The organism is Flavobacterium notoginsengisoli, from assembly GCF_042686225.1.
GTDB lineage: Bacteria > Bacteroidota > Bacteroidia > Flavobacteriales > Flavobacteriaceae > Flavobacterium > Flavobacterium notoginsengisoli.
Genome location: NZ_JBHUOT010000001.1, coordinates 442,400 through 464,499, shown reverse-complemented (window position 1 = coordinate 464,499; position 22,100 = coordinate 442,400). Strand labels below are relative to the sequence as shown.

The 22,100-nt window shown below is 32.6% G+C and carries 14 protein-coding genes; 6 read left to right on the top strand and 8 right to left on the bottom strand.

What is annotated here, in order from left to right:
• The first annotated feature begins 71 nt into the window (after positions 1 to 71).
• From ACFS3A_RS01805 to ACFS3A_RS01795, 3 genes are all read left to right on the top strand, one after another.
• Entirely contained in the window at positions 72 to 797 is a 726-nt protein-coding gene (locus ACFS3A_RS01805; protein WP_379823584.1) for a DUF4198 domain-containing protein, read from the top strand.
• A gap of 235 nt (positions 798 to 1,032) precedes the next feature.
• On the top strand, positions 1,033 to 3,339 hold the full coding sequence (locus ACFS3A_RS01800; protein WP_379823582.1) for a TonB-dependent siderophore receptor: 2,307 nt from the start codon (positions 1,033 to 1,035) through the stop codon (positions 3,337 to 3,339).
• Positions 3,340 to 3,485: 146 nt separating this feature from the next.
• A complete protein-coding gene (locus ACFS3A_RS01795; protein ID WP_379823581.1) occupies positions 3,486 to 4,805 on the top strand; it encodes an APC family permease in 1,320 nt (439 codons plus the stop codon).
• Positions 4,806 to 4,853: 48 nt separating this feature from the next.
• On the opposite strand, the gene ACFS3A_RS01790 is transcribed toward ACFS3A_RS01795, so the two are convergent.
• The 3 genes from ACFS3A_RS01790 to ACFS3A_RS01780 form a co-directional block, all read right to left on the bottom strand.
• On the bottom strand, positions 4,854 to 7,130 hold the full coding sequence (locus tag ACFS3A_RS01790) for a hypothetical protein (protein ID WP_379823579.1): 2,277 nt from the start codon (positions 7,128 to 7,130) through the stop codon (positions 4,854 to 4,856).
• A complete protein-coding gene (locus ACFS3A_RS01785; RefSeq protein ID WP_379823578.1) occupies positions 7,090 to 8,151 on the bottom strand; it encodes a hypothetical protein in 1,062 nt (353 codons plus the stop codon). The genes ACFS3A_RS01790 and ACFS3A_RS01785 overlap by 41 nt, the downstream gene beginning before the upstream one ends.
• Positions 8,152 to 8,482: 331 nt before the next feature.
• The gene (locus tag ACFS3A_RS01780; protein ID WP_379823577.1) at positions 8,483 to 11,290 is read right to left on the bottom strand and encodes a valine--tRNA ligase; all 2,808 of its coding nucleotides are present in this window, start codon (positions 11,288 to 11,290) and stop codon (positions 8,483 to 8,485) included.
• A gap of 287 nt (positions 11,291 to 11,577) precedes the next feature.
• Here ACFS3A_RS01780 and ACFS3A_RS01775 point away from each other — a divergent pair, with 287 nt between their 5' ends.
• Positions 11,578 to 11,958, top strand: coding sequence for a DUF1573 domain-containing protein (locus tag ACFS3A_RS01775; RefSeq protein ID WP_379823575.1), 381 nt, complete (start codon positions 11,578 to 11,580; stop codon positions 11,956 to 11,958).
• Positions 11,959 to 12,060: 102 nt separating this feature from the next.
• Here ACFS3A_RS01775 and ACFS3A_RS01770 read toward each other — a convergent pair whose 3' ends face one another.
• The 5 genes from ACFS3A_RS01770 to ACFS3A_RS01750 all read right to left on the bottom strand — a co-directional run bounded on the left by ACFS3A_RS01770 (position 12,061) and on the right by ACFS3A_RS01750 (position 19,892).
• Entirely contained in the window at positions 12,061 to 12,543 is a 483-nt protein-coding gene (locus ACFS3A_RS01770) for a hypothetical protein (protein ID WP_379823574.1), read from the bottom strand.
• Between the two features lie 144 nt (positions 12,544 to 12,687).
• The gene (locus ACFS3A_RS01765; protein ID WP_379823573.1) at positions 12,688 to 14,817 is read right to left on the bottom strand and encodes an OmpA family protein; all 2,130 of its coding nucleotides are present in this window, start codon (positions 14,815 to 14,817) and stop codon (positions 12,688 to 12,690) included.
• A 10-nt stretch (positions 14,818 to 14,827) separates the two neighbouring features.
• A complete protein-coding gene (locus tag ACFS3A_RS01760; protein WP_379823571.1) occupies positions 14,828 to 15,754 on the bottom strand; it encodes a PorP/SprF family type IX secretion system membrane protein in 927 nt (308 codons plus the stop codon).
• A gap of 30 nt (positions 15,755 to 15,784) precedes the next feature.
• Complete coding sequence (locus tag ACFS3A_RS01755) at positions 15,785 to 18,418, bottom strand: gliding motility-associated C-terminal domain-containing protein (RefSeq protein ID WP_379823569.1); 2,634 nt, start codon at positions 18,416 to 18,418, stop codon at positions 15,785 to 15,787.
• Positions 18,419 to 18,566: 148 nt separating this feature from the next.
• A complete protein-coding gene (locus tag ACFS3A_RS01750; RefSeq protein WP_379823568.1) occupies positions 18,567 to 19,892 on the bottom strand; it encodes a PDZ domain-containing protein in 1,326 nt (441 codons plus the stop codon).
• Between the two features lie 123 nt (positions 19,893 to 20,015).
• Here ACFS3A_RS01750 and ACFS3A_RS01745 point away from each other — a divergent pair, with 123 nt between their 5' ends.
• Positions 20,016 to 21,212: a pyridoxal phosphate-dependent aminotransferase gene (locus tag ACFS3A_RS01745; RefSeq protein ID WP_379823567.1), complete on the top strand. Its 1,197-nt coding sequence runs from the start codon at positions 20,016 to 20,018 to the stop codon at positions 21,210 to 21,212.
• Positions 21,213 to 21,397: 185 nt separating this feature from the next.
• Positions 21,398 to 22,069, top strand: a complete 672-nt coding sequence (gene folE, locus ACFS3A_RS01740) for a GTP cyclohydrolase I FolE (protein ID WP_133525116.1) — start codon at positions 21,398 to 21,400, stop codon at positions 22,067 to 22,069.
• Positions 22,070 to 22,100 lie beyond the last annotated feature (31 nt).

Here is a 22,100-nt window from a genome sequence, read left to right as displayed (position 1 = left end):
TATTTTTAATTATTCTAAATAAGAACTATGTTTGTAAAAAATATCATTCTACTAATTTTAAACTTGATCGTATGAAATCAAATACTTTAAAAACATTAACTTTTTTATTTTTAATGCTTTTTGCTGCACCGCAAATTTTTGCTCACGCACTTTGGATCGAAACTAAAGCAACGGGGACAAAAGGAAAAGCTCAGGAAATTTCTATTTACTTTGGAGAATTCTCTGATAATGATATTACAAAAGCCGATAAATGGTTTTCTGATTTAAAAGATTTCTCTTTGATTGTTATTTCTCCTTCCAAAAAAGAGACAAAACTTACTTCTAAAGCATTAGACAATAAATATCAGGCCTTTTTTACTCCAACTGAAGACGGTGTTTACACGGTTGTAATGCAACATACTGTAAAAGATGTTTACGGAACTATGAAATTAGATTACAACTCTAGTGCAACAGTTGTTGTTGGAAACAAAGCTGCAGGAAATACAATCGCATCAAACACAAACAAAATTGCAGTTTTCTCAGAAAATGCAGATGTAGCAAAAAAAGATACTAAAATTACAGGTCTTGCTTCTTATGACGGAACTATCGCAAAAGAAGCAAAAATTAAAGTAATTGCACCAAACGGATGGGAAAAAGAATTATGGACAAACGATAAAGGAGAATTCTCTTTTACTCCAATCTGGTCTGGAAATTATATGGTAGAATATGCACACACTGATAAAGCTTCCGGAGAACACAATGGTAAAAAATACGATGAAATCTGGAAAATGGCTACTTACCAAATTGTTGTAAAATAATTGTATTAAGACATATATTCTTAGATTTAATTTCAATTGAAAAAACCTTGCTTCGCGGCAAGGTTTTTTTTTCCACATTAATACAAAATTAAAATAACATTAGAAAAAACTTAAGCAAATCTTAAGAAAAGACTAAGCAAGGTTTAAGTAAGAAAACCACTTCATAATTTCCTGTTAAAGAAGATGTGTATTTATATTTGCACTCAATAATTTTTATTGAATCTAAATAAATACCATGAAATATAATTTACTATTAGCACTAGGATTATTGAGCTTTGTCTCTTACGGTCAGGATTATTCAGGCAGAGAGACTACTTCTACAGTAACCGATACTGTAAAAAATAAAAAAGGGGAAACTCTTAATGAAGTTTTAATCACAGCAAATAAGCCTAAAAAACCAATTGAAGCTGCACGTTCCGGAATTAAAGTAATGGATTTGCCACAAAGTGTCCAAATCGTTGGAAGTGAAATAATAGAACAACAACAAGCCATCAGATTAAGTGAAGTTGTAAAAAACCTTAACGGTGTTTATGTTGGATCTGCCCGTGGTGGTGCACAGGAATCTTTCTTTTCAAGAGGATATGATATGAGTGCCAATAACATGTTTAAAAATGGATTCCGTTATAATGCAGGTTCAATACCTGAAGTTTCTTCTTTAGAAAAAGTAGAATTCTTAAAAGGAGGTTCTGCTTTGTTGTATGGAAATGTGGCTCCGGGAGGAATCATGAATTTGGTTACTAAAACACCAAAATTCACTCAGGGTGGCGAAGTGTCTATGCAATTAGGAAGCTATGCTTATTATAAACCTTCTATTGATTTTTACGGTCCTTTAAACAAATCTATTGCATATCGTTTTACAGGATCTTATGAAAACTCTGAAAGCTTTAGAGATTATGTTAAAAATGAACGTATTTATGTTAATCCTTCCTTTTTATTTCATCTATCAGATAAAACCCAAATTACTTTACAAGGAGATTATCTAAGTGCCAACTGGACTCCGGATTTTGGTACAGGAATTTATGGAAAGACTATTTTAGACCTGCCTCGCAACGAGTTTTTCGGAGCGCTTTGGTCAACTGCAAACACAAAATCTTCCAGTGCTTCCATGCTATTTAATCATGACTTTAATAAAAACTGGAAGTTAAACTTTAATTCTTCTTATCAATATTACAGAAGAACACAAACTTCTACAGCACAATTAAGTACGATTGATGCTAGTGGAAACTGGAAACGAGGCTTAACAAAATCTGATGCGGCTGAAAACATTTTCGGTGATCAGTTAAGTTTACAAGGAACTTTCAATACAGGCGAGATTAAACATCAATTATTTACCGGTGTAGATTACGAAAACGCTATGGCTCCTAGTTATACTTTTGGATTCTACGCTCCTGGAAAACCTGCAGACCTTTTAACCACAGAAGCTACCGCTATAAATTTATATACTTACAATTACAGCACACAAAGTACTGTTATTCCTTATCCAACAAGAACTACTCAATTAACAAATACAGAAACGCAACGTTTTGGAGCCTATTTTCAAGATTTAGTGTCAATAAATAAATACATAAAAGTTCTGGCAGGATTACGTTGGTCATGGCAAGAAAGCGAAGCTACCACTACAAAAGAAGTTATAGAGAAAAAGAATAATGTAAATGTCATTACAACTACTTACGAAAATGCAATACCTGTAACAGGAGCTAAAGCCATTAATAAAGCTTTTTCACCTAAGGCAGGATTGGTAGTTCAGCCAACTAAAGATTTATCTTTGTTTGCAAGTTATTCCAACTCTTTTACTCCAAATACAGGAACAACAGTCGATTCAAAACCTTTAGATCCATCTATTATAGATCAATATGAAGTGGGGGTAAAAAAAGATTTCTGGAAAGGTCTTTTGAGTACAAACGTTACGGTTTATCAAATTACAAACAACAATTTAGCACAAACCGCTCCTTATTTGGCAGATGGTGTCACACAAAATGTGAACACGAATATTAAAGAATTGGTTGGAGCAACAAAAGGAAAAGGAGTTGAAATTGATATTACCGCTAATCCTGTAGAAGGTTTGAATATTATGGCTGGTTATAGTTATAATGAAACAAAAGTGTCTAAATCATCAAGAACAAACGGAAGTCTTGTTGTGGGAGATGTTTTAGCAAGAACACCAAGAAATACTGCCAATTTGAGCTTTTTCTACAAATTACAGAGTGGCTTATTTAAAGGAGTAACTTTTGGAGCCATTGGAAACTATATTGGTGATCGTACAGGAGGCTGGAATGATGATTATCTTTGGACAGCAGTTACTCCTACTCCAACTAATCCAAAGCCAGATCCTGCTTACACCATAACTATCAGAGACCGTGATATTCCATTAGAAGGATACGTTACTGTAGACGCTTCTCTTGGTTATGAATGGAGAAAATTCTCCATCTTATGCCGATTATCAAACATTACGAATGAGTTAAATTATACTGTTCACGAAAATTACAGTGTGAACCCAATCGCTCCTCGTCAGGTAATGACAAGTCTTCGTTATAAGTTCTAAAAATATTGAATTAGTATTCCTTCAGATTTTTTTTGAAAATTCAAACCTCATCTTTCAAAAGGTGAGGTTTTTTATTTTCTTAAAAAATGTTCTTTATTAATAAGTACTTTTACCTTCGAAACCACTTTAATTTTAAATTCCTGTATATGTCCCATTCCAAACAAAACCAATTAAAGAAAACTCTTGGGCTAAGTTTTAACATTGCTGTATTGATTGGCGGAACAATTGGAGTTGGGATTTTACGCACACCTGGTTCCATTGCCGGATTATTAGATAATTACTGGCTAATTCTTGCTTCCTGGTTTTTTGGAGGTTTATATGTTTTGTTAGGGGCCAATTCATACTCCGAACTGGCTACAATGTTACCAAAAGCTGGCGGTTCTTATAATTATATTAAAAGAGCTTTGGGCGAATATGCAGGCTTTTTATCGGGCTGGTTTGATTATATTGTCAATGCCATTCCGCCTGCATTTTACTGTATTGTGATTAGTGAATATACTATTATTTTATTTCCGGAACTGGTCAATTACTCTACCGTAATATCCGTTTCTTTATTAATTGCTTTTGTGCTTTTGCATTTAAGCGGCGTCAAAAATGGAAGCGTAATTCAACAAATTACAAGTTTCTTAAAAGTGATTTGTTTTGTAGCTTTGGTAATTGCCTGTTTTATGTATTCAGGAGTTGAAGTTCCAAAAATCAAAACCGATAGTTCCATCTTTCAAATCGGACTTATTTTTGGATTTTTTAAGTCTTTACAGCTTATTATAGGAACTTATAACGGTTGGAACGCCGTTTGTTTTTTTGCTGAAGAAAATGATGATCCAAGCAAAAACATTCCGAAATCCTTATACAGTGGGGTTTTACTAGTTGTAGCGATTTATATTTTGGTAAATGCAGCCTTTTTTCATGTTTTACCAATTGAAACTTTAGCCAAATCAAATCTTGCTGCAGCCGATGTTGCCAAAATTATTTTTGGAGACAGCGGAGCAAAAATTGTAACGGTAATTTCGATTTTTTCTTTAATCAGTATTTTGAATGCTTTTATGATGATTCCACCAAGAATTCTTTACGGATTAAGCCGAGACGGATTTTTCATCAAACAGGGAACACAAGTCAATAAAGGCGGAACACCAATTGTAGCGCTTTTGGTTTCATCTCTTTTCAGTTTGTTTTTAATCTGTATTGGTTCTTTTGAAGTGTTGTTTTCTTTCGCCGCTTTTATCTCTATAATTGTTTGGGGACTGGCGTATTATTCCCTTTTAAGACTAAGAACAACTGAACCAGATTTACCAAGACCTTACCGCTCTTTTTGGTATCCGTGGACAACTATAATTGCTATAATTGTCTCTATCGCTTTGTTATTTGGATTTATTTACAGCGATCCAAAAGGCTTTGCTATTATTATTGGAATTACGGTTGTTTCTTATCCTTTATTTTTGGTTTTGAAAAAAAAGAACAAAAATTAAGATTTTAAGTAACAAACCCGACAGGTTTTAAAAACCTGTTGGGTTGAATTATCTTCTCGAAGTAAAGTAATTTTTTAAACTTTCGCATCCTGATAAATCTGAACTGAATTCAGGAAATTCTTTGTCCACTCTTTTTGAACTCGAATATTCATTTTTTTCTACATAATCCATCATTCGCAAACAGAGCGCTTTAAATTTATCTGTCTTTGCATTTTGATAAGCCAATTTATAATTTGCAATAGCTTTGATTTTGTTTCGGTATTCAATTTCGTCGATATAAGATTCATTTACTTCTTTACTTCCATAACTAAAGCTTGAATAACGCCTCATCATCCAGGAATTACCATAATCTGACATATTATAGTAACAATTTGCAATTAGAAAATAGTAATAATCGCGATCTTTCGTTTTTGGATTATTTGCCAAACTCGTATATTTTATTAAATGTTCCGCCACAGAAAGTTTAGTAACCAAATATTTTTCTTTATGTTCAATAAAAGAATTTGTGTACTTAAAATCATAAAACGGATTTTGATCAAAAACGTAATAATCTCCAAAGCTTCCTCTTTCCCAAGCATTATAATTATCATCCCAATATTTTTTATCCAAAGATCTAAACGTAATTAATGCATTGTTTAATTGATTCTCTCTAAGATATTTCGTCCCTAATAAATCTTTAAGATAATCTTTGTCTTTCAAGAGTTTTGCATAAATTATTTTTTGAAATTCTGTAGAAAAACCTTTGTCTATTTTATCAACAATGGTTTGCAAATCTTTAGCAGAATAAACAAAATCCAAATAATCAAAATAAACATAAAACTCCTGTAAATTACCCGATGTTTTAATTCTGTTTCCTCGCCATTCTACATCATCTGAATCATATGATCGCTGTGTTGTTTCTTCAATTAGAGCCATTAAAGCCAATCCGTCAGTACTATTTTCTTTAAATTCCAATTCTCTTCCTAAAGCAAAAATAAAACGTGGATCGTCTTTATATTTTAAGATAATCGGTTCGATTTCAGGTTTGATAATCGCTTTTCCTTTTTCCTGATTTGCTGTAATACAAAGCGCTTTTATTTTCTCTATTTCAGCCGTTATTTTTTCAGATTGATGTGCTTTTTCAAAAAGGGAAATATTTTTTAAACAACCCGTATAATTTCTTGTAATAAATTGCAAGTTGATTTTTGAAGCTTCCCAAACAATCGGATTTTGTGTTTTAGCAACATCTACCGTATATATAAAATCCAAAACTTCTTTTGCATACAACCTATCCTTTTCAGAGCGATTGCGTAAGGTTTCGGTTGTAACTTTTACTTTTTCGTCAATTCTCCAAAAATCTCCAAAATCTGTAGACGGATTATAATTAGAATAATAAGGCGTATAAACCCAATCTTCAATTTTATTAATCTCACGCAAGAGCAAGAATCCTAATATCTGAGACTTTGGATTGTTTTCATAAATCGCTTTCAAATAGTCGAGGTTTTTATCTACTTTCTGAACCGATGCATAAGCATAAACATTTGCTGTTTCTTCTTTACTTTCAACGTATTTTAAAGCTTCCTGAATTTTAAAATAATGATGAAAATAGAAATAGCTTGCGTAACTTTTTTCTGGAGAATTTGCCATTAAATTGGCTACATCAACCATATATCCCGGATTTGATTTCGTAAAAGTGTAGAAAAATAAACTCCAGTAGTACAAATAATCTTTTTTAGCTTTATTAAAATTAGCCTCAAAAACCGATTTGATAATATCATTTCTTCCAGAATAATAAGCTAATCTAATAGTTAAAAAAGCATATTTTCGTTTAAAATATTGATTTTGTTCTTTATTGATAACGTCTACAATTTTATCTAATAATTCAGCTTTGCTTTTATTGTTTGCATTTTCATTTCTCTCCCAAACATCTTCTGCATCACCAATCATTTCACAATTCTTTGCCATTTTAAGGTAAGCAATTGCAGTTGTTTTATTATGTTGATATAAGTATTTTATAAAGTCGTTGTCGCTTTTAGAGTGAATATCAGTGTAAGACAAATTGAAATTAAAATCTTCAATAGCATCAATCGAAACTTTTTTATTGGTATAATTATACCAGTCTGCAATATTAGAATCTACATTCAGCTTATAATCTTCTGGATTTCTGCTATAATCAAATCCCCATAAATCTGCATTGTAAAAGAATGATTTGTACTGAGTATAATTAAAATACTGAGGTTTAAACAAACAATATCTCACATCTTCACCATAAGGCGAATATCCGCAAGCAAAACTTTTGTAAAAACTACTTACTAAAAGAACTATAAAAACTAGAAACTTCTTCATGATTGTATTTTTTAAAAGTACTGTCGTCTAAATGGAATAATGAAATTGTTGTTGTGTCGTCTAATTCGACATTTTTTTTAATAATCGAAATCGCTTCTTGAATTGTTTTCGAATCGACTTCTTCGATTTTTAGTTGGTCGCCTTTTTTTAAGTAATATTCATATTCAAAAGTATAATCTTCTGTCATTTCGTACCACATTGGTTTAGTTTGTTTAGCAATTCCGCTTATATCTGCAGAATTAAAATTGACCAATCCGGCAAAACGATTATTGTGATACCATAATGTCCAATAAAAAACAGGCAACGCAACATCTAAATGTACCGGATAACTTCTTTTTTTATCTAAATAAGATTTTAACTCGTTTATATCTAAAATTGAATTTTTGTCTTTCTGAGATTGTGGCTTAATCAAATTATAACACATTAGCGTGACTTTATCTACAGGTGGAACTCCCATTATATCAGGATATTTATATGGATAAAGGCGTAGCGTGCAACTAATTTCTTTTTTAGATAATTGTTTTATCTTTTTTAATAAATAGAAATATTTATCTTTTGTTGATTTTGTCCAGTCACAATCAATTTGAATTTCAGAATAATCGAAATTGTTTTCATCGTTGTTGTTGTATTGATAACGACCTTTACGGTATTTATTTATTAAAAAAACAATATTATCTGCAAGCTTATCCAGTGACTTTTCATTATTGTATTGAAAGATTTCATTCTTGATAAAAATGGTTGGAACGATACTTACGGAATCCAGATTTTTTAATGTGTATCGATCAGGACTATTTTTTTGATAGGGGAAATTTCCCATCGTTTCACTATAATCCACCTCAAAAAATTTGTAATAGATTTTCTTTACTTGCATTTTATTTAGCTGATCGACTGTTTCCTGATTTAAAGAAGATCCACTCTTCCAGTGATAGAAGGCTCTTTCGACATTTTTAACTTTATTTTCTTTATTGGAACATCCCAATAAAAAAGAAGAAATAATCACAAGTAACAGATATTTTTTCATTGCAATGATATTTTTTATTTTAACGTAAAATCGTATTAAATTTATATCTTTTTGAAATACAAAAATCAAAAAACTCAGACTATTTTTTAGAAAAAATGGGCATATAAAAACAATAAATCTGATTGTCTATAAAGAAAAAGATAATGCTTCTGTCATTACGAGGAACGAGGAATCACACGCAAAATTCCACAAAGAAAGTCGCCAATCTTTATCGATCCAATAGTGTGATTCCTCGTTCCTCGGAATGACAAATTGCATATAAAAACAAGAAACCCGACAGGTTTTAAAACCTGTCGGGTTTAATTCTATAAAGTAATAGAAACTCTGAATTTTATTTCAAACCAGCTAAACTCTGCTCAATTGTAGCAATTTTTGCTAAAGCATCTGCTTGTTTTTGTTTTTCTATATTTAAAACTTTTTCTGGAGCTCCGTTTACGAATTTCTCGTTTGAAAGTTTTGCTTCAACAGATTTTAAGAATCCTTTTGTGTAATTCAATTCTTCTGTCAGCTTTTTGATTTCAGCTTCAACATCTATATTTCCAGTAATCGGAATGAAATATTCATTTGATTTTACACGGAAAGATAAAGCGCCATCTACTTTTTCAGAAACATATTCGAAAGCAGAAACGTTTCCTAATTTCGTTACAACTGAATCAAAATAAGTCGAAACATTTTCGCTGTTGATTCCTTTTAATTCTATTGCATCTTTAAACGGAATATTTTTGTCTTTTCTGATCGTTCTTATTCCAGAAATTACTTCGGTTGAAAAATCAAAGTTTTTTAACAAAACTAAGTCTTTCAATAAATCTTCATAAGAACTAAATCTAATACTTAATGTTTTAAAAGAGTCGTCTAATCTAAGGGAAGAATTGATTTCTTCATTATATGAAAGACTAGCTTCAATTTCGATAATTTTAAGATATAATTCGAAAATTAATTTTTCATATTCATTTGAACTACTTTTTACATCTATATATTTCGAAACTGGAAATTCAGAAATAATCAAAGCCTTTTCTGGAGTTCTTTTCTCAATTAAATGCCAAATTTCTTCTGTTAAGAAAGGCATAAACGGATGAAGTAATTTCAAATTACTTTCCAATATTTCGATTGCTTTTTCAAATGTTGTTTTATCTATAGGTTGTTGATATGCCGGTTTAATCATCTCTAAAAACCAAGAGCAGAAATCATCCCAAACCAATTTATAAATAGCCATTAGAGCATCTGAAATTCTGTATTTATAAAAACAATATTCAATTTCAATTAATGTTTTTTGCAATTTTGCTTCGTACCATTCGATTGCTACTTTTGATGATTCTGGCTGTGGAATAGTTTCAGAAACTTCCCAACCTTTAATCAATTTGAATGCATTCCAAATCTTATTAGAGAAACCTTTTCCTTGATTACATAATTCCTCATCAAACATAATATCGTTTCCTGCAGAAGCACTTAAAAGCAATCCTACACGAACACCATCGGCACCAAATTTATCGATCAAATCTAAAGGATCAGGAGAATTCCCTAATGATTTAGACATTTTACGACGTTGTTTATCACGAACTAAACCAGTTAAATATACGTTTGTAAACGGTTTTTCACCAGCATATTCGTAACCTGCAATAATCATTCTCGCAACCCAGAAAAATAAAATATCCGGACCTGTTACCAAATCATTTGTTGGATAGTAATATTTGAAATCTGGGCTTTCCGGATCCATAATTCCTCCAAAAACTGACATTGGCCATAACCAAGAAGAAAACCAGGTATCTAACGCGTCAACGTCTTGTTTTAAGTTGTCGGTTGTTAGTTGTTGGTTGTTGGTTCTTTCTTTTGCTAAAACTAATGCATCTTCAATGTTTTCTGCAACTACGAAATCTTCTTTTCCGTCTCCGTAATAGTAAGCCGGAATTTGTTGTCCCCACCATAACTGACGGGAAATATTCCAATCGCGAATGTTGTTCAACCAATGCGCATAAGTGTTCTCAAAACGTTTTGGATGCAATTTAATGTCTCCCGTTTCTAAAACTGATTTAATTGCCGGTTTTACCAAATCGTCCATTTTCAAAAACCATTGATCTGATAATCTTGGTTCGATTACGGCTTTCGTTCTTTCAGAAGTTCCTACTTTATTTAAATGGATTTCGGTCTTCGCCAAAGCTCCAATTTCTTCTAATTCTTTTGCAATTTCAGTACGAACTACAAAACGATCTTTTCCTTGGTAATGTAATCCGAAGCTATTTAATGTAGCATCTTCATTAAAAATATCAACGATTTCAAGATTGTGTTTTTCTCCTAACGTTTTATCGTTCATATCGTGTGCAGGCGTAACTTTCAAACATCCTGTTCCGAATTCAACATCTACATATTCGTCTTCGATAATTGGAATTACTCTGCCACAAATTGGAACGATAGCTTTTTTACCTTTTAAATGCGTAAAACGCTCGTCGTTCGGGTTGATACAGATTGCAGTATCTCCAAAGATAGTCTCAGGACGTGTTGTTGCAATCGTAAGAAAATCTTCTGAACCTTCGATTTTATATTTTAAGAAAAATAATTTTCCTTGTTGTTCTTCGTAAATTACCTCCTCGTCAGATAAAGTTGTTTTCGCTTCCGGATCCCAGTTTACCATTCGGTAACCTCTGTAGATTAATCCTTTGTTATATAAATCAACAAACGATTTAATTACAGATGCAGACATATCTGGATCCATCGTAAATTTAGTACGTTCCCAATCGCAAGAAGCACCTAATTTTTTAAGTTGTTCCAAGATTGTTCCGCCATATTTATCGGTCCATTCCCAAGCGTGTTTTAGGAATTCTTCACGAGTTAAATCGTTTTTATTGATTCCTTCTGCTTTTAATTTTGCTACCACTTTTGCTTCAGTAGCAATTGATGCGTGATCTGTTCCCGGAACCCAACATGCATTGAAACCTTTTAAGCGGGCACGACGAATTAAAACATCCTGAATTGTATTGTTCAACATATGTCCCATATGAAGGACTCCAGTGACGTTTGGCGGCGGGATTACAATGGTGTACGGTGTTCTATGATCTGGTTCTGAATGAAAATAGTTGTTTTTCATCCAGTAATCATACCATTTGTTCTCAATCGCTTTAGCGTCAAATTGTGCTGGAATTGTCATTTACTTAGGTTGTTTAATCGTTTATTTGTTTAACTATTTAATCGAATGATAAGTGTTATACGTCTACTTTTAATTGTTTAACTGCAATAATAAAATCATTTACAATTCAACCTAAAAAACGATTAAACGAAATAACGATTAAACGGTTAAACAAAAAACTGGTTCAATTTTTGTATTTATAACTGACAGCAAAAGTAAATAATTAAGTAGACTATAAAAAGAGAAATAATAATTTGTGTGTTAATTAAAAGAATGTATATTTACTTACAATTAAAAACTGATTTCATATGAAAAATGCAGCCTCTTTTATTGCAGTCTTATTGTTTAGCGCAATAAGTTATGCACAAAACGGCCCAAAAATTGAATTTGCAGCCCCGGACAATACAATTGATTATGGAAAAATTTCTAAAACGGATAACGGACTGCGCTCCTTTGAATTTACAAACACCGGAGACGCTCCTTTATTGATTACAGGCGCAGAATCAACCGTGAGTTCAATTGTAGTTACAAAACCTGCCGCAGCAATTTTGCCGGGCAAAAAAGGAAAAATCGATGTTAAATACAACATGGTTTCAGGGCCAATTCGTAAAACCATTACTGTTGAAACAAATGCAGTAAATTATCCTGACGGGCGTGTCGCTCTTAAAATTAAAGGTGAAGTTTTATAAAAAAACTTAAAATTATAAATTACAAAAAGCCGTTTCTAATTAAAGAAACGGCTTTTTTATTTTGACAACCTATAAAACTAAATCATTTTACATTCTGCAGTATTATTTAGCAGCACATTCAACTGCATCAAATTTATATTTTACTTTTTCAAAATCAATAGGTTTGTCTTTTACAAGATATGTAACTCCCATTGTGGTTTGCATGGTTCCGTTTCCTAAAATTAGCTGTTTGTCACGTTTCAATAGTGCCATCGGATTTTTAAATGTAGTGTTTTTAGTAGCTGAATCTTTAAAGGTATAATCTACAAATAAAGTATCTCCATGAAACTCACCGGCTACTTCTCCGGTTCTAACTGTTGAAGGCGCCACTTTCATAACCATTTCGCCAGATAATTTTCCGTTCTTTAAGGTATTCAGTTTCAAATCAACAGTATCTTTTTCGTAGATTGCTTTGTAGCATTCTGTACTTACAACTGTTTCTCCTTCGGCTTTTGCTGCTGCAGCTTCTTTTTGTTTTTCTTCATTTTTACAACTTTGAAATCCAATACAGATTACAAGCAGACATGGTAACACTAGATTTTTCATATTTAGCTATTTTATTTCAGGGTTATTCTATAAAATTAAATAAAAAACAAATCAACAAAAAGATTTTAGCAAAATTTTCTGTAAAAATAAAGCCTGAGAAGTTTTAAAACTCTCAGGCTAATTGTAACGTATTAAAAAACTATTTTATAAATTTTTAATTACAAATTCAGATCTTCTGTTTAATTCATGATCTTCTTCAGAACAAGCTTCATCCGTTTTACATTTTACAATTGGAACCGATTCTCCGTATCCTTTTGCAGTAACTCTTTTAGCCTCTATTCCTGACTGAATCATAAATTCCCTTGTAGAATTGGCTCGTTTCTGAGATAAATCTTCATTGAATTTAGCATTCCCTCTGGAATCTGTATGTGATCCAATTTCGATTACCATTCCCGGATATTTCTTCATCAAATCGACAACTCTTCCTAAGACTACTTTTGATTCTTTACGAATATACCACATGTTATAGTCAAAGTAAATTGGATCCGTTTTTATTATCAGGCGGTCTTTGTCTTTTACAACATCTTTTTCCTGCGCTAAAATTTCTTTTACTTTTTCCTGTTTTTTTACCTCGGCAGCAGCAATTTCCGCTTCTTTGGCTTTTTTCTCTTTTTGTTTTAATTCAATGGCAGCAAGTTCTGCTTTTTTCTTGTTTTCTTCTTCAATAATAATTTCCTGCTGTCTTTTCTTTTCTGCCTTTTCCTTTTCTTCCTGTTTGATTGCTTCTAACGATTTTAGTGCTAAAGAACCGTCGTTTATTTTGTCTCTTATTTTGTCTAAAGCCAATATTTTTGACTCATTTGTATATTTTTCTTTAAAAGCAGCAACCTTATAAGAAGCTTCGCAGGCTACTGTAAAACTAAATTTTCCATCTACAGAAGTTGTAATTGTGCTCAACGTTTTATTCTCTGAATCCTGCAGAATTACAGTTGCATTTTCCAGAGCCAGTTTAGTATCCACATCGGTAATAGTTCCGGCAATAAACTGTTTACAATCTTCTACAATTAAATCTTTGATTTCTTTAAATTGATAAATATCGTCACTTCCCTTTCCTCCTTCTCTATTTGACGCAAAAAATCCTTCTTTAGTAGTAACGTCAACCGTAAAAGCAAAATCATCTGAATTTGAATTTAGCGGTAGTCCGATATTAACTGGTTTTGAATATTCGTTTCCGTTAATTTCAGAAACAAAAACGTCCAAAGATCCATATCCTAAATGCCCGTCTGAAGAAAAATAAAGTTTATTATCTGCTGAAGCAAAAGGAAATTGTTCTCTTTTACTTGTATTAATTTCCGAGCCAAGATTCTTTGGCGTATCAAAAGCTCCTTTATTGATATTTACAGAATAAATATCAAAAGAGCCAAATGAACCCGGCATATCTGAAGCAAAATACAACACTTTTTCGTCTGCACTTAAAGCAGGATGTTCTGTTGAATAGTTTGGACTATTGAACGGAAGCGATGTTACATTTGTCCATTTTCCGTTTACTAATTCTGCTTTAAAAATTTGAAGGTTAGATATTTTTTTATCGTCTTTCTTTTTTCGTCCGTTTTTAGAATTATTTCGGGTAAAATAGATGGTTTTGCCGTCTTTTGTAAAAACAGCATTTGATTCGTGCATTCCTGTTTTTAATTCTTTCGCAAAATATTGAACAACAGAATCAGCTGTGTTAAGGTTTTTTAATGGAATTTTCACCAAATTTAAATACGTTTCATTATCCCATTTGTATTTTTTATCAAATAAATTGGGTTTCAGTTTAACTCCGGCAAAAACTAAATTATTGTTATATTTTACTGCTCCAAATTCAGAATTAGGAGTATTTATTGCCAGATTTTTAATTTCAAAACGCTTTCCGATTGCACTGACATTTTCAAGTGTTTTAAGGTCTTTTTCAAAAACAGTACTATCTTCCGGATTTGATGATTTTACGTAATATTCTTTAAGGACAGCATTTGCATCGTCATAACTATTAGTAGCTTTTAAAGTTTGCGCGTATCTGAAATAATATTCCCTGTCAAGATTATTACTGTAGTTTTTTACTAAAAGTCGATAATAACGTTGTGCTTTTATCAGATCATTGGTGTAAAAATAAGAATCGGCCAAATTTTTAACGACTTCCTGTGACGGTCTTTCGTCAGCCAATTTTTGATACAGAACAATTGCTTCCTGATAATATGTTCTGTCAAAGAATTTCTTTGCTCTGGCTAATTCCTGATCCTGTGCATTTATAAACTGTATTGAAAATACGAATATAATAACGAGTAGTTTTTTCATATTTTTCATCTTAGAAGAATCTTGGTGATTTATCAAATCCTTTTCCTAACAAATCCAAATCAAATAACAACATGATTTCATGTGTGCCGGAATTAAACTGCCCAAAGTTGGTAAGCGTATAATCATAAGCATAACCAACTCTCAATGTTGGTGTCACATTGATATTAAACAAGGCACTTACAGAATCGTCAATTCTGTAAGCTGCACCAAATTCAAATTTTTCGTTATACAAAACATTCGCCGTAACATCTAAAGTTATCGGAGCACCTTTTACAAATTTGGACATAAATGCCGGTTTTAATTTCAACATATCATTCAGCTGAAAAACATAACCTGCTGTTAAAAATGTATGTATTTCCTCAGAACCAAAAGCATTTACTCCTGATTTTTCCTGAATGTATTTCGATTTCAGCAAATTAGGAACTGACAATCCAACATAAAGATTATCTCTAAAATAATAAGCCCCAACTCCAATATTAGGTTTCGTAGCATTTATATTTTCAGAAAAAGCAAAATCAGTTTGAGGATCTGTAAAACGAAATCCGTTAAAATTGGTCTGCATGGAAGAAAATCCGGCTTTTAAACCAAGTGACAGCTTATTTTGTCCGCTTAATTTTAAAACATAGGCAAAATCAGCGTAGACATTGTTTTCCTTTTTGACACCATCTCCAATATCATCTGAGATAAATGAAATTCCTGCTTCAATTTTATCTGTAATGGCACTGTGTCCAAAAAATGTAAATGTTTTTGGAGCACCGTATGCTCCAACCCATTGTGTTCTGTATAATCCTCCAAAATTCATCATTGCGGGTACACCTGTCGCATAAGCGGGATTAACAACACTCATATTGTACATATAATGGGTGTATTCCGGATCTTGCTGAGCAGCAACTGATAAATAAAAAAGGAAATTTATAAGGAGTAGTATTTTTTTCATTTAAAATATATTAAAAATATAAAAAGAGAATTATCGATTTAAATAAAGACGGCCTTGCTGGGGCGGTTTATTGTCTTTATTAAAATGAAGCACATAAAAATAAACTCCGTTTGGTGCAACTCCGCCGGCGATTCCGCTCTTTTCATAGTTCATTCCGTCCCAGGCGGGTTTATTTTTATCTCCTTTATACATACCATTTCCGTATCTGTTATAAATTTCAAGTGTATAATTTGGGTATAAAAATTCAATATCCTTTATTACAAATGAATCGTTTGTTCCGTCTCCGTTTGGAGAAAAACCATCGGGTACAAAAAAGTTATTGGGCACATTATCACAGTTTGTTAAGGTTACCGTAACTTCTATATATGCTGAAGAAAAACAATCTGTATCGGGAAAATTAAATCCATAATATCGGCCTTGTTCAGTCAAAGGAGTTGTCACTGATAGTAAATTTCCGTTATCAGGCGCATCATACCAAACTACTGTTGAAGGTATATTCGTATTATTGGATAAATCTGCAATAGTCGGATTGTTTAATCCACAGAAATTTTGTCCCTCTGAATTTAATACCGGCACTGGTGAATCGTTTATGGTAACTGCAACCGCAGCAGCTTCTGAGGTACAACCGGCAACAGAAGTTTCTTTTACGTAATAAGTACTGGTTTGCAAAAGCACAGTATTCTCCAGCGGTGTTGTTGCTGTTGGAGAAGTATACCATTTGTATTGATTTCCATTTGGAACTAAATTAGCTACTGTCGCTTCCTCTACTTTACAAAATGAAAGGGGATTTACAGTTGGAGCAATAGGAATTGGATTCACTAAAAAATCATGTGAAACATTCTGGAGTACACTTTGACATCCTGTAACATTATTGGTCAGACTAACTCCTGAAATTGTGGTTGAACCGGAGTTAACCAAAAGAGATAAAGGAATTGGAAAACTGGTATTTCCATTTAGCACTGATAAAGAAACGGTTTGTAAAGTAGATGAATTAGCTCCCGAAATAGTATAAGCAAATGTAACATTTGTAAGATTTCCTAATCCCGAAATTCTGGCAGTAAATCGTTCATTTAAGCAATTGTCATTCACTGTTATCTTTACTGCATTTACATTAGGCAAAGGATTTATAATTAAATTTCCTATTACATTTGCCGAGTTACTGCATTGTGGGGCAGGATTTGTAATGTTGACAATACTAAGGATATTAATTACAGACAATCCGCTTCTTGCATTTAAAATTCCCGGAATTTCAAAAGTACCTTTACCTCCTATCGTATTTACAATTGCAGTTTCAGCCATAGCTAAATTATCACCATACAAATTATAAGTGATACTATACTTTCCGTCAAGCAATTGAGGTGCATCTATCTGAACTGAAGCTGTATCATTTTGACAAACAGGATTCGCTGTTAGTACAGCTCCATCTAATTTTGGAAGAGGATAAATATTCAAATCTGTTGCAAATGGACTGAAAATATCTGTACAGGATTTTTTACTTGAATTGGAGACAATTTTGGTGACCGTTATCGTAAATTTTCCTACTTGTCTAAAATAAGAAGGGCGGATTGAAAAATCTAATACCCCATTTCTAAAATTTCCAGTAATCGTTTGTGATACTGATGAAGGTCCGGAAACGGTAAATGAAACATCATATTCTCCATTAGGAATAAAATCAGGACCTTGTGTGATTTTTGCCCTATATGTAGCTGTTTCAATCTCAGATTCACATATATCTTTTTCTACTGTAATTTTAGCTCCGGTAAAATCAAGTCTCTTTTCTAAAGTAATGGTTACTTCAGAGGTTTTGTTTTGACAGATATTATTATCAGGAATTGCCAATACAGTATAAGAATAGTGATATTCATTAGCCCCCATAGTATCAAAAATTTCCTGAAGATTCACATTATGATCAGAACCTGAAGTTATACCAGGACCAATCCATGAACCACCACTGTCTTCTCCGGTTAATAGTTCATTTAGATCATAATTCGTATAACCTGACAAATCTGTTGTACCGCATAGAGTCAAGTTTGAAGGCGTTCCTGGTCTGGGAGCTCTTAAAACAGTAACAAATATAGTCGACGAAAGTGGAGTTGAAGGACATTCAGGTACTACCGGTACCGTATATGTGAATTGATATGTTGTTTTTTGTTCAATATTTCCCACAGAAATAGGAGATCTTATTTCCTGCCCCGCTGCATTAGTCCAAATTCCATTGGAGTGCGGCCCCATTACCTTGCTGTCAAATGCGTTAAAAAGATTATAAGTACCTAAATCACTACAGATCGTAGCCTGTGATCCAACTCCCGCATAGGCACCTATTGTAAGTGTGACGACAGCTGTGTTATTACTACATCCTGTGGTATCAGGAGCAGTATAAGTATATTTATAGGTACCGCCTGAACTAATAAGCTGAGCATTCAAAATTCCTGTTGAAGGATCAAGACCTCTTAAATTGTTATTATCAGACCAGGTTCCGCCCGGCACTGGCGAACCATCTAACAATGAAAATAAGGATAGTGACTGATAAACCGGATTTTCTATATCACAAATCACTTTTTGCGAATCAATTCCGGCACATTGTGCACTAAGTTTTTCAGAAAAGAAGGTTAAAAAAATAAAAATTATTACAAATTGTAAGAAATTAATGTAGTTTTTCCCCATGGATTAAATTTTTGTTAAACATAATAAAATATCCAGGCAAAAAACTAGTTTTAACAAATGTTTTTTCACAAAAAGGAATAATTTTTCTAAAAAAACATCTTAAAAACTGATTTTGATTCCATTAAGTATTTCCACAACAGGATTGTTCCTAAAGTTCATCTTCTAATTTAAATCTGAATTTCAATACTAAACTGTTTCGTTCTACTTCTAAGTTTATCCAAATGTCTTCTTCTGATTTTAAGAGATTATTAATTTGTTGTAAACTGTACTTATAAGGTTGAATTCTATTTATACTTACAATAATATCCCCTTTACGCAAACCACATTTTTCTGCAGCTGAGTTTTTGCGTACATTGACAATTTCATATACCGGTTTAAGGGCAAACTTATATTTAAAATTATTATTATTCCTCTCTCTCTCCTGTATCTCATCAATTGAAGATGCGACCTGCACTGTTTCTAAATGTACTGTTTCCTGAACCCATTGCAATCCGTTATGTTGAACGGTAATTCCGCTTTTATTGTAAGTAAAAGGTTCAGAAAATCTGTTATTTTTCTTTAAATACAGTTCTTTGTCTTTGTAATTAAGAACCAAAGTAAACCGTTTAAGAACTTCTCCTCCAACTGAACCAATACGTCCCGGAACCATCTTAACGTTTCGAACAGAAGCGGAATCCGGAAATGAAACAATGGGTTTCTTAAAATCAAATTCATCGATAGAAAATTTATCAATTTTAGCCCGGTGTCCTTCAATATCACCACTAAATCCTTTACCTAAAAAATCGGGGAAATTTTTATCCGGAAGTTTTATTTTATTATTTTCAAAAATCCAAAAGGCATCGCTATTTCCTATATCAATAAGCAGTTTTGCGGGAATTTGCACATTCTTAACTGTAGCAGTAGTTACTAAGTAAGGTTTTGATCTTTCAATGGTTATGGGAACCCTTCTAAATTTCCTGTCCAGTTTTTGCTGAAATTTAGCATTCTTGGCATGAATTACAATTCTTTTTTTTTGATAATTAATTTCAACGAGATAGTTTTTAAAGAATTTATGGCCGATAATTCCATTAACAGGAATACCTATGTGAGAGGATAAATTAAAACTCTGATCTAAAATAATAAAAACCATATGGTCATTCGATTTTAGTCCGTGTGTTTCCAGAATATTTTTGGTTGACTTCAGGCCTTCAATTTCCTCTTCGCTTCCTAAGCCTCGCAGTTTAATTTTTTCAACATTGTTAAAACTCACTTCCTGCTTATCCTCCATACTAAATAAAATAGTCTCTTCAACACCCGAATCCAGAAGAAAATTAAGTTCTATTCCGTTTACTTTTATAGGAATAAAAATAAGATTATTGATGAATTTAAATGGCACTATAGCCTTTGTTGCATTGTTCTCTAATAAAAAATCGCCTTGTCCAAAAAGCATAAAAGGTAAGAATAACCCAAAAAACAATACTATATATTTTTTCATTGACAATATTTTATTATAAAATTACTAAATATATTTATTATTGTTACATTTTTATAAGTACCCGTATTGTTTACGTTAAATTGGAAAAAAAAATGCAAATTTGCACTTCAATAATTTATACTCATGCCAACAATTTCACACAAAGGCAGAAACATGCCTGAATCCCCGATACGCAAGCTGGCTCCTTTTGCAGATTTAGCAAAGAAAAAAGGACACAAAGTGTATCACTTAAACATTGGTCAACCGGATATCAAGACACCGGAAGTGGCCATCGAGGCGGTAAAAAATATTGATTTGACTCTTATAGAATACAGTCCGTCTGCCGGATATGAAAGCTATAGAAAAAAATTAGCACAATTTTACCAGCGCCAAAATGTAAACGTTAACACAGAAGACATCATTGTAACAACTGGTGGCTCTGAAGCCTTACTATTTGCGCTGGCCACAATAACAGACCCGGGAGATGAAATCATTATCCCTGAGCCTTTTTACGCTAATTATCACGCATTTGCATCTTCAACTAGTGCAACTGTTGTTCCGTTAGTTTCTACTATCGAAACTGCTTTTGCATTGCCAAGTATTGAAGAAGTTGAAAAACTAATTACACCAAAAACAAAAGCCATTCTGATTTGCAACCCTGGAAATCCGACTGGATATTTATATTCTGAAACAGAAATTAAACAACTGGCAAGCTTAATCAAAAAGCATGACTTATACTTAATTGCTGATGAAGTATATCGTGAATTTTTATACGATGGCGATGATGTTCATTTTTCTGTAATGAATCTGGAAGATGTACAGCAAAACGTGATTATGGTAGATTCTGTTTCTAAGCGTTACAGCATGTGCGGAGCAAGAATTGGCTGTTTGGTTACTAAAAACAAAGAGGTTTTAGCAACAGTAATGAAATTTGCTCAGGCGCGTTTAAGTCCGCCAACCATTGAACAAATTGCCTGTGAAGCTGCAATAGACACTCCTCAAAGTTATTTTGACGAAGTTATTGCAGAATACAAAGAACGCCGCAACACTTTGATTGCCGAATTAAATAAAATTGATGGCGTTATTGTAACGAAACCAAAAGGTGCCTTTTATTGTATTGCAGAATTGCCAATAGAAAACTCTGATGATTTTGCGCAGTGGCTTTTGGAAAGTTATAATTTAAACGGTGAAACAGTAATGATTGCCCCGGCAAAAGGTTTTTATTCAACACCAGGAATGGGACTAAATCAGGTTCGTATTGCTTATGTTTTAAACAAACAAGATTTAATTACAGCCGTAAACATCTTAAAAGAAGCTTTATTGGTTTATAATAATAGATAAAAATATTCAAACATAACTTTCAAAAGACAATAACCATTTTCGTTATTGTCTTTTGTTTTTGGAATCAATTTTAAATTATATCCAAAAAGGAACAATTAAATCGTAAAAACCATAGAAAAGGTTTCCCATTTATTAATTATCTTTACCGCCTTAAAAAGATATACCCATTATAATAGTAGTTTTTAATGATAAATAACGAAGATTTTTTAGACGAAATTGGTGACAGTCACTTCAGCAGTAATGCAAAAAACCCTTTAAGAGCAGATGCTTTTGATATCACTGACGAAGAAAAAATAGAAAAAATAAAAAAAGATGTTGAAAACATTCTGCAAACTCTTGGAATGGATTTGACAGATGACAGTATTAAAGGAACTCCAAACCGAGTTGCTAAAATGTTTGTAAAAGAGATCTTTGGAGGTTTAAACCCTGCAAAACAACCAAAAGCTTCTACTTTTGACAACAATTACAAATATGGTGAAATGTTAGTAGAAAAAAACATTACGGTTTATTCTACCTGCGAACACCACTTATTACCAATCATTGGGCGTGCTCACGTCGCTTACATTTCAAGCGGAAGAGTTATTGGTTTATCCAAAATGAACCGTATTGTTGAATATTATGCAAAAAGACCTCAGGTACAAGAGCGTTTAACCATGCAGATTGTTCAGGAACTTCAAAAAGCTTTAGGAACAGAAGATGTTGCCTGCGTTATCGATGCAAAACACCTTTGTGTAAATTCACGTGGAATTAAAGATATCGAAAGCAGTACCGTAACCTCTGAATTTGGAGGAAAATTTAAAGACCCTCAAACAAAAAGAGAATTTCTTGATTACATTAAACTAGAAACACAGTTTTAAAAAAGTTTATTGTTTATAGTTAATAGTTTAT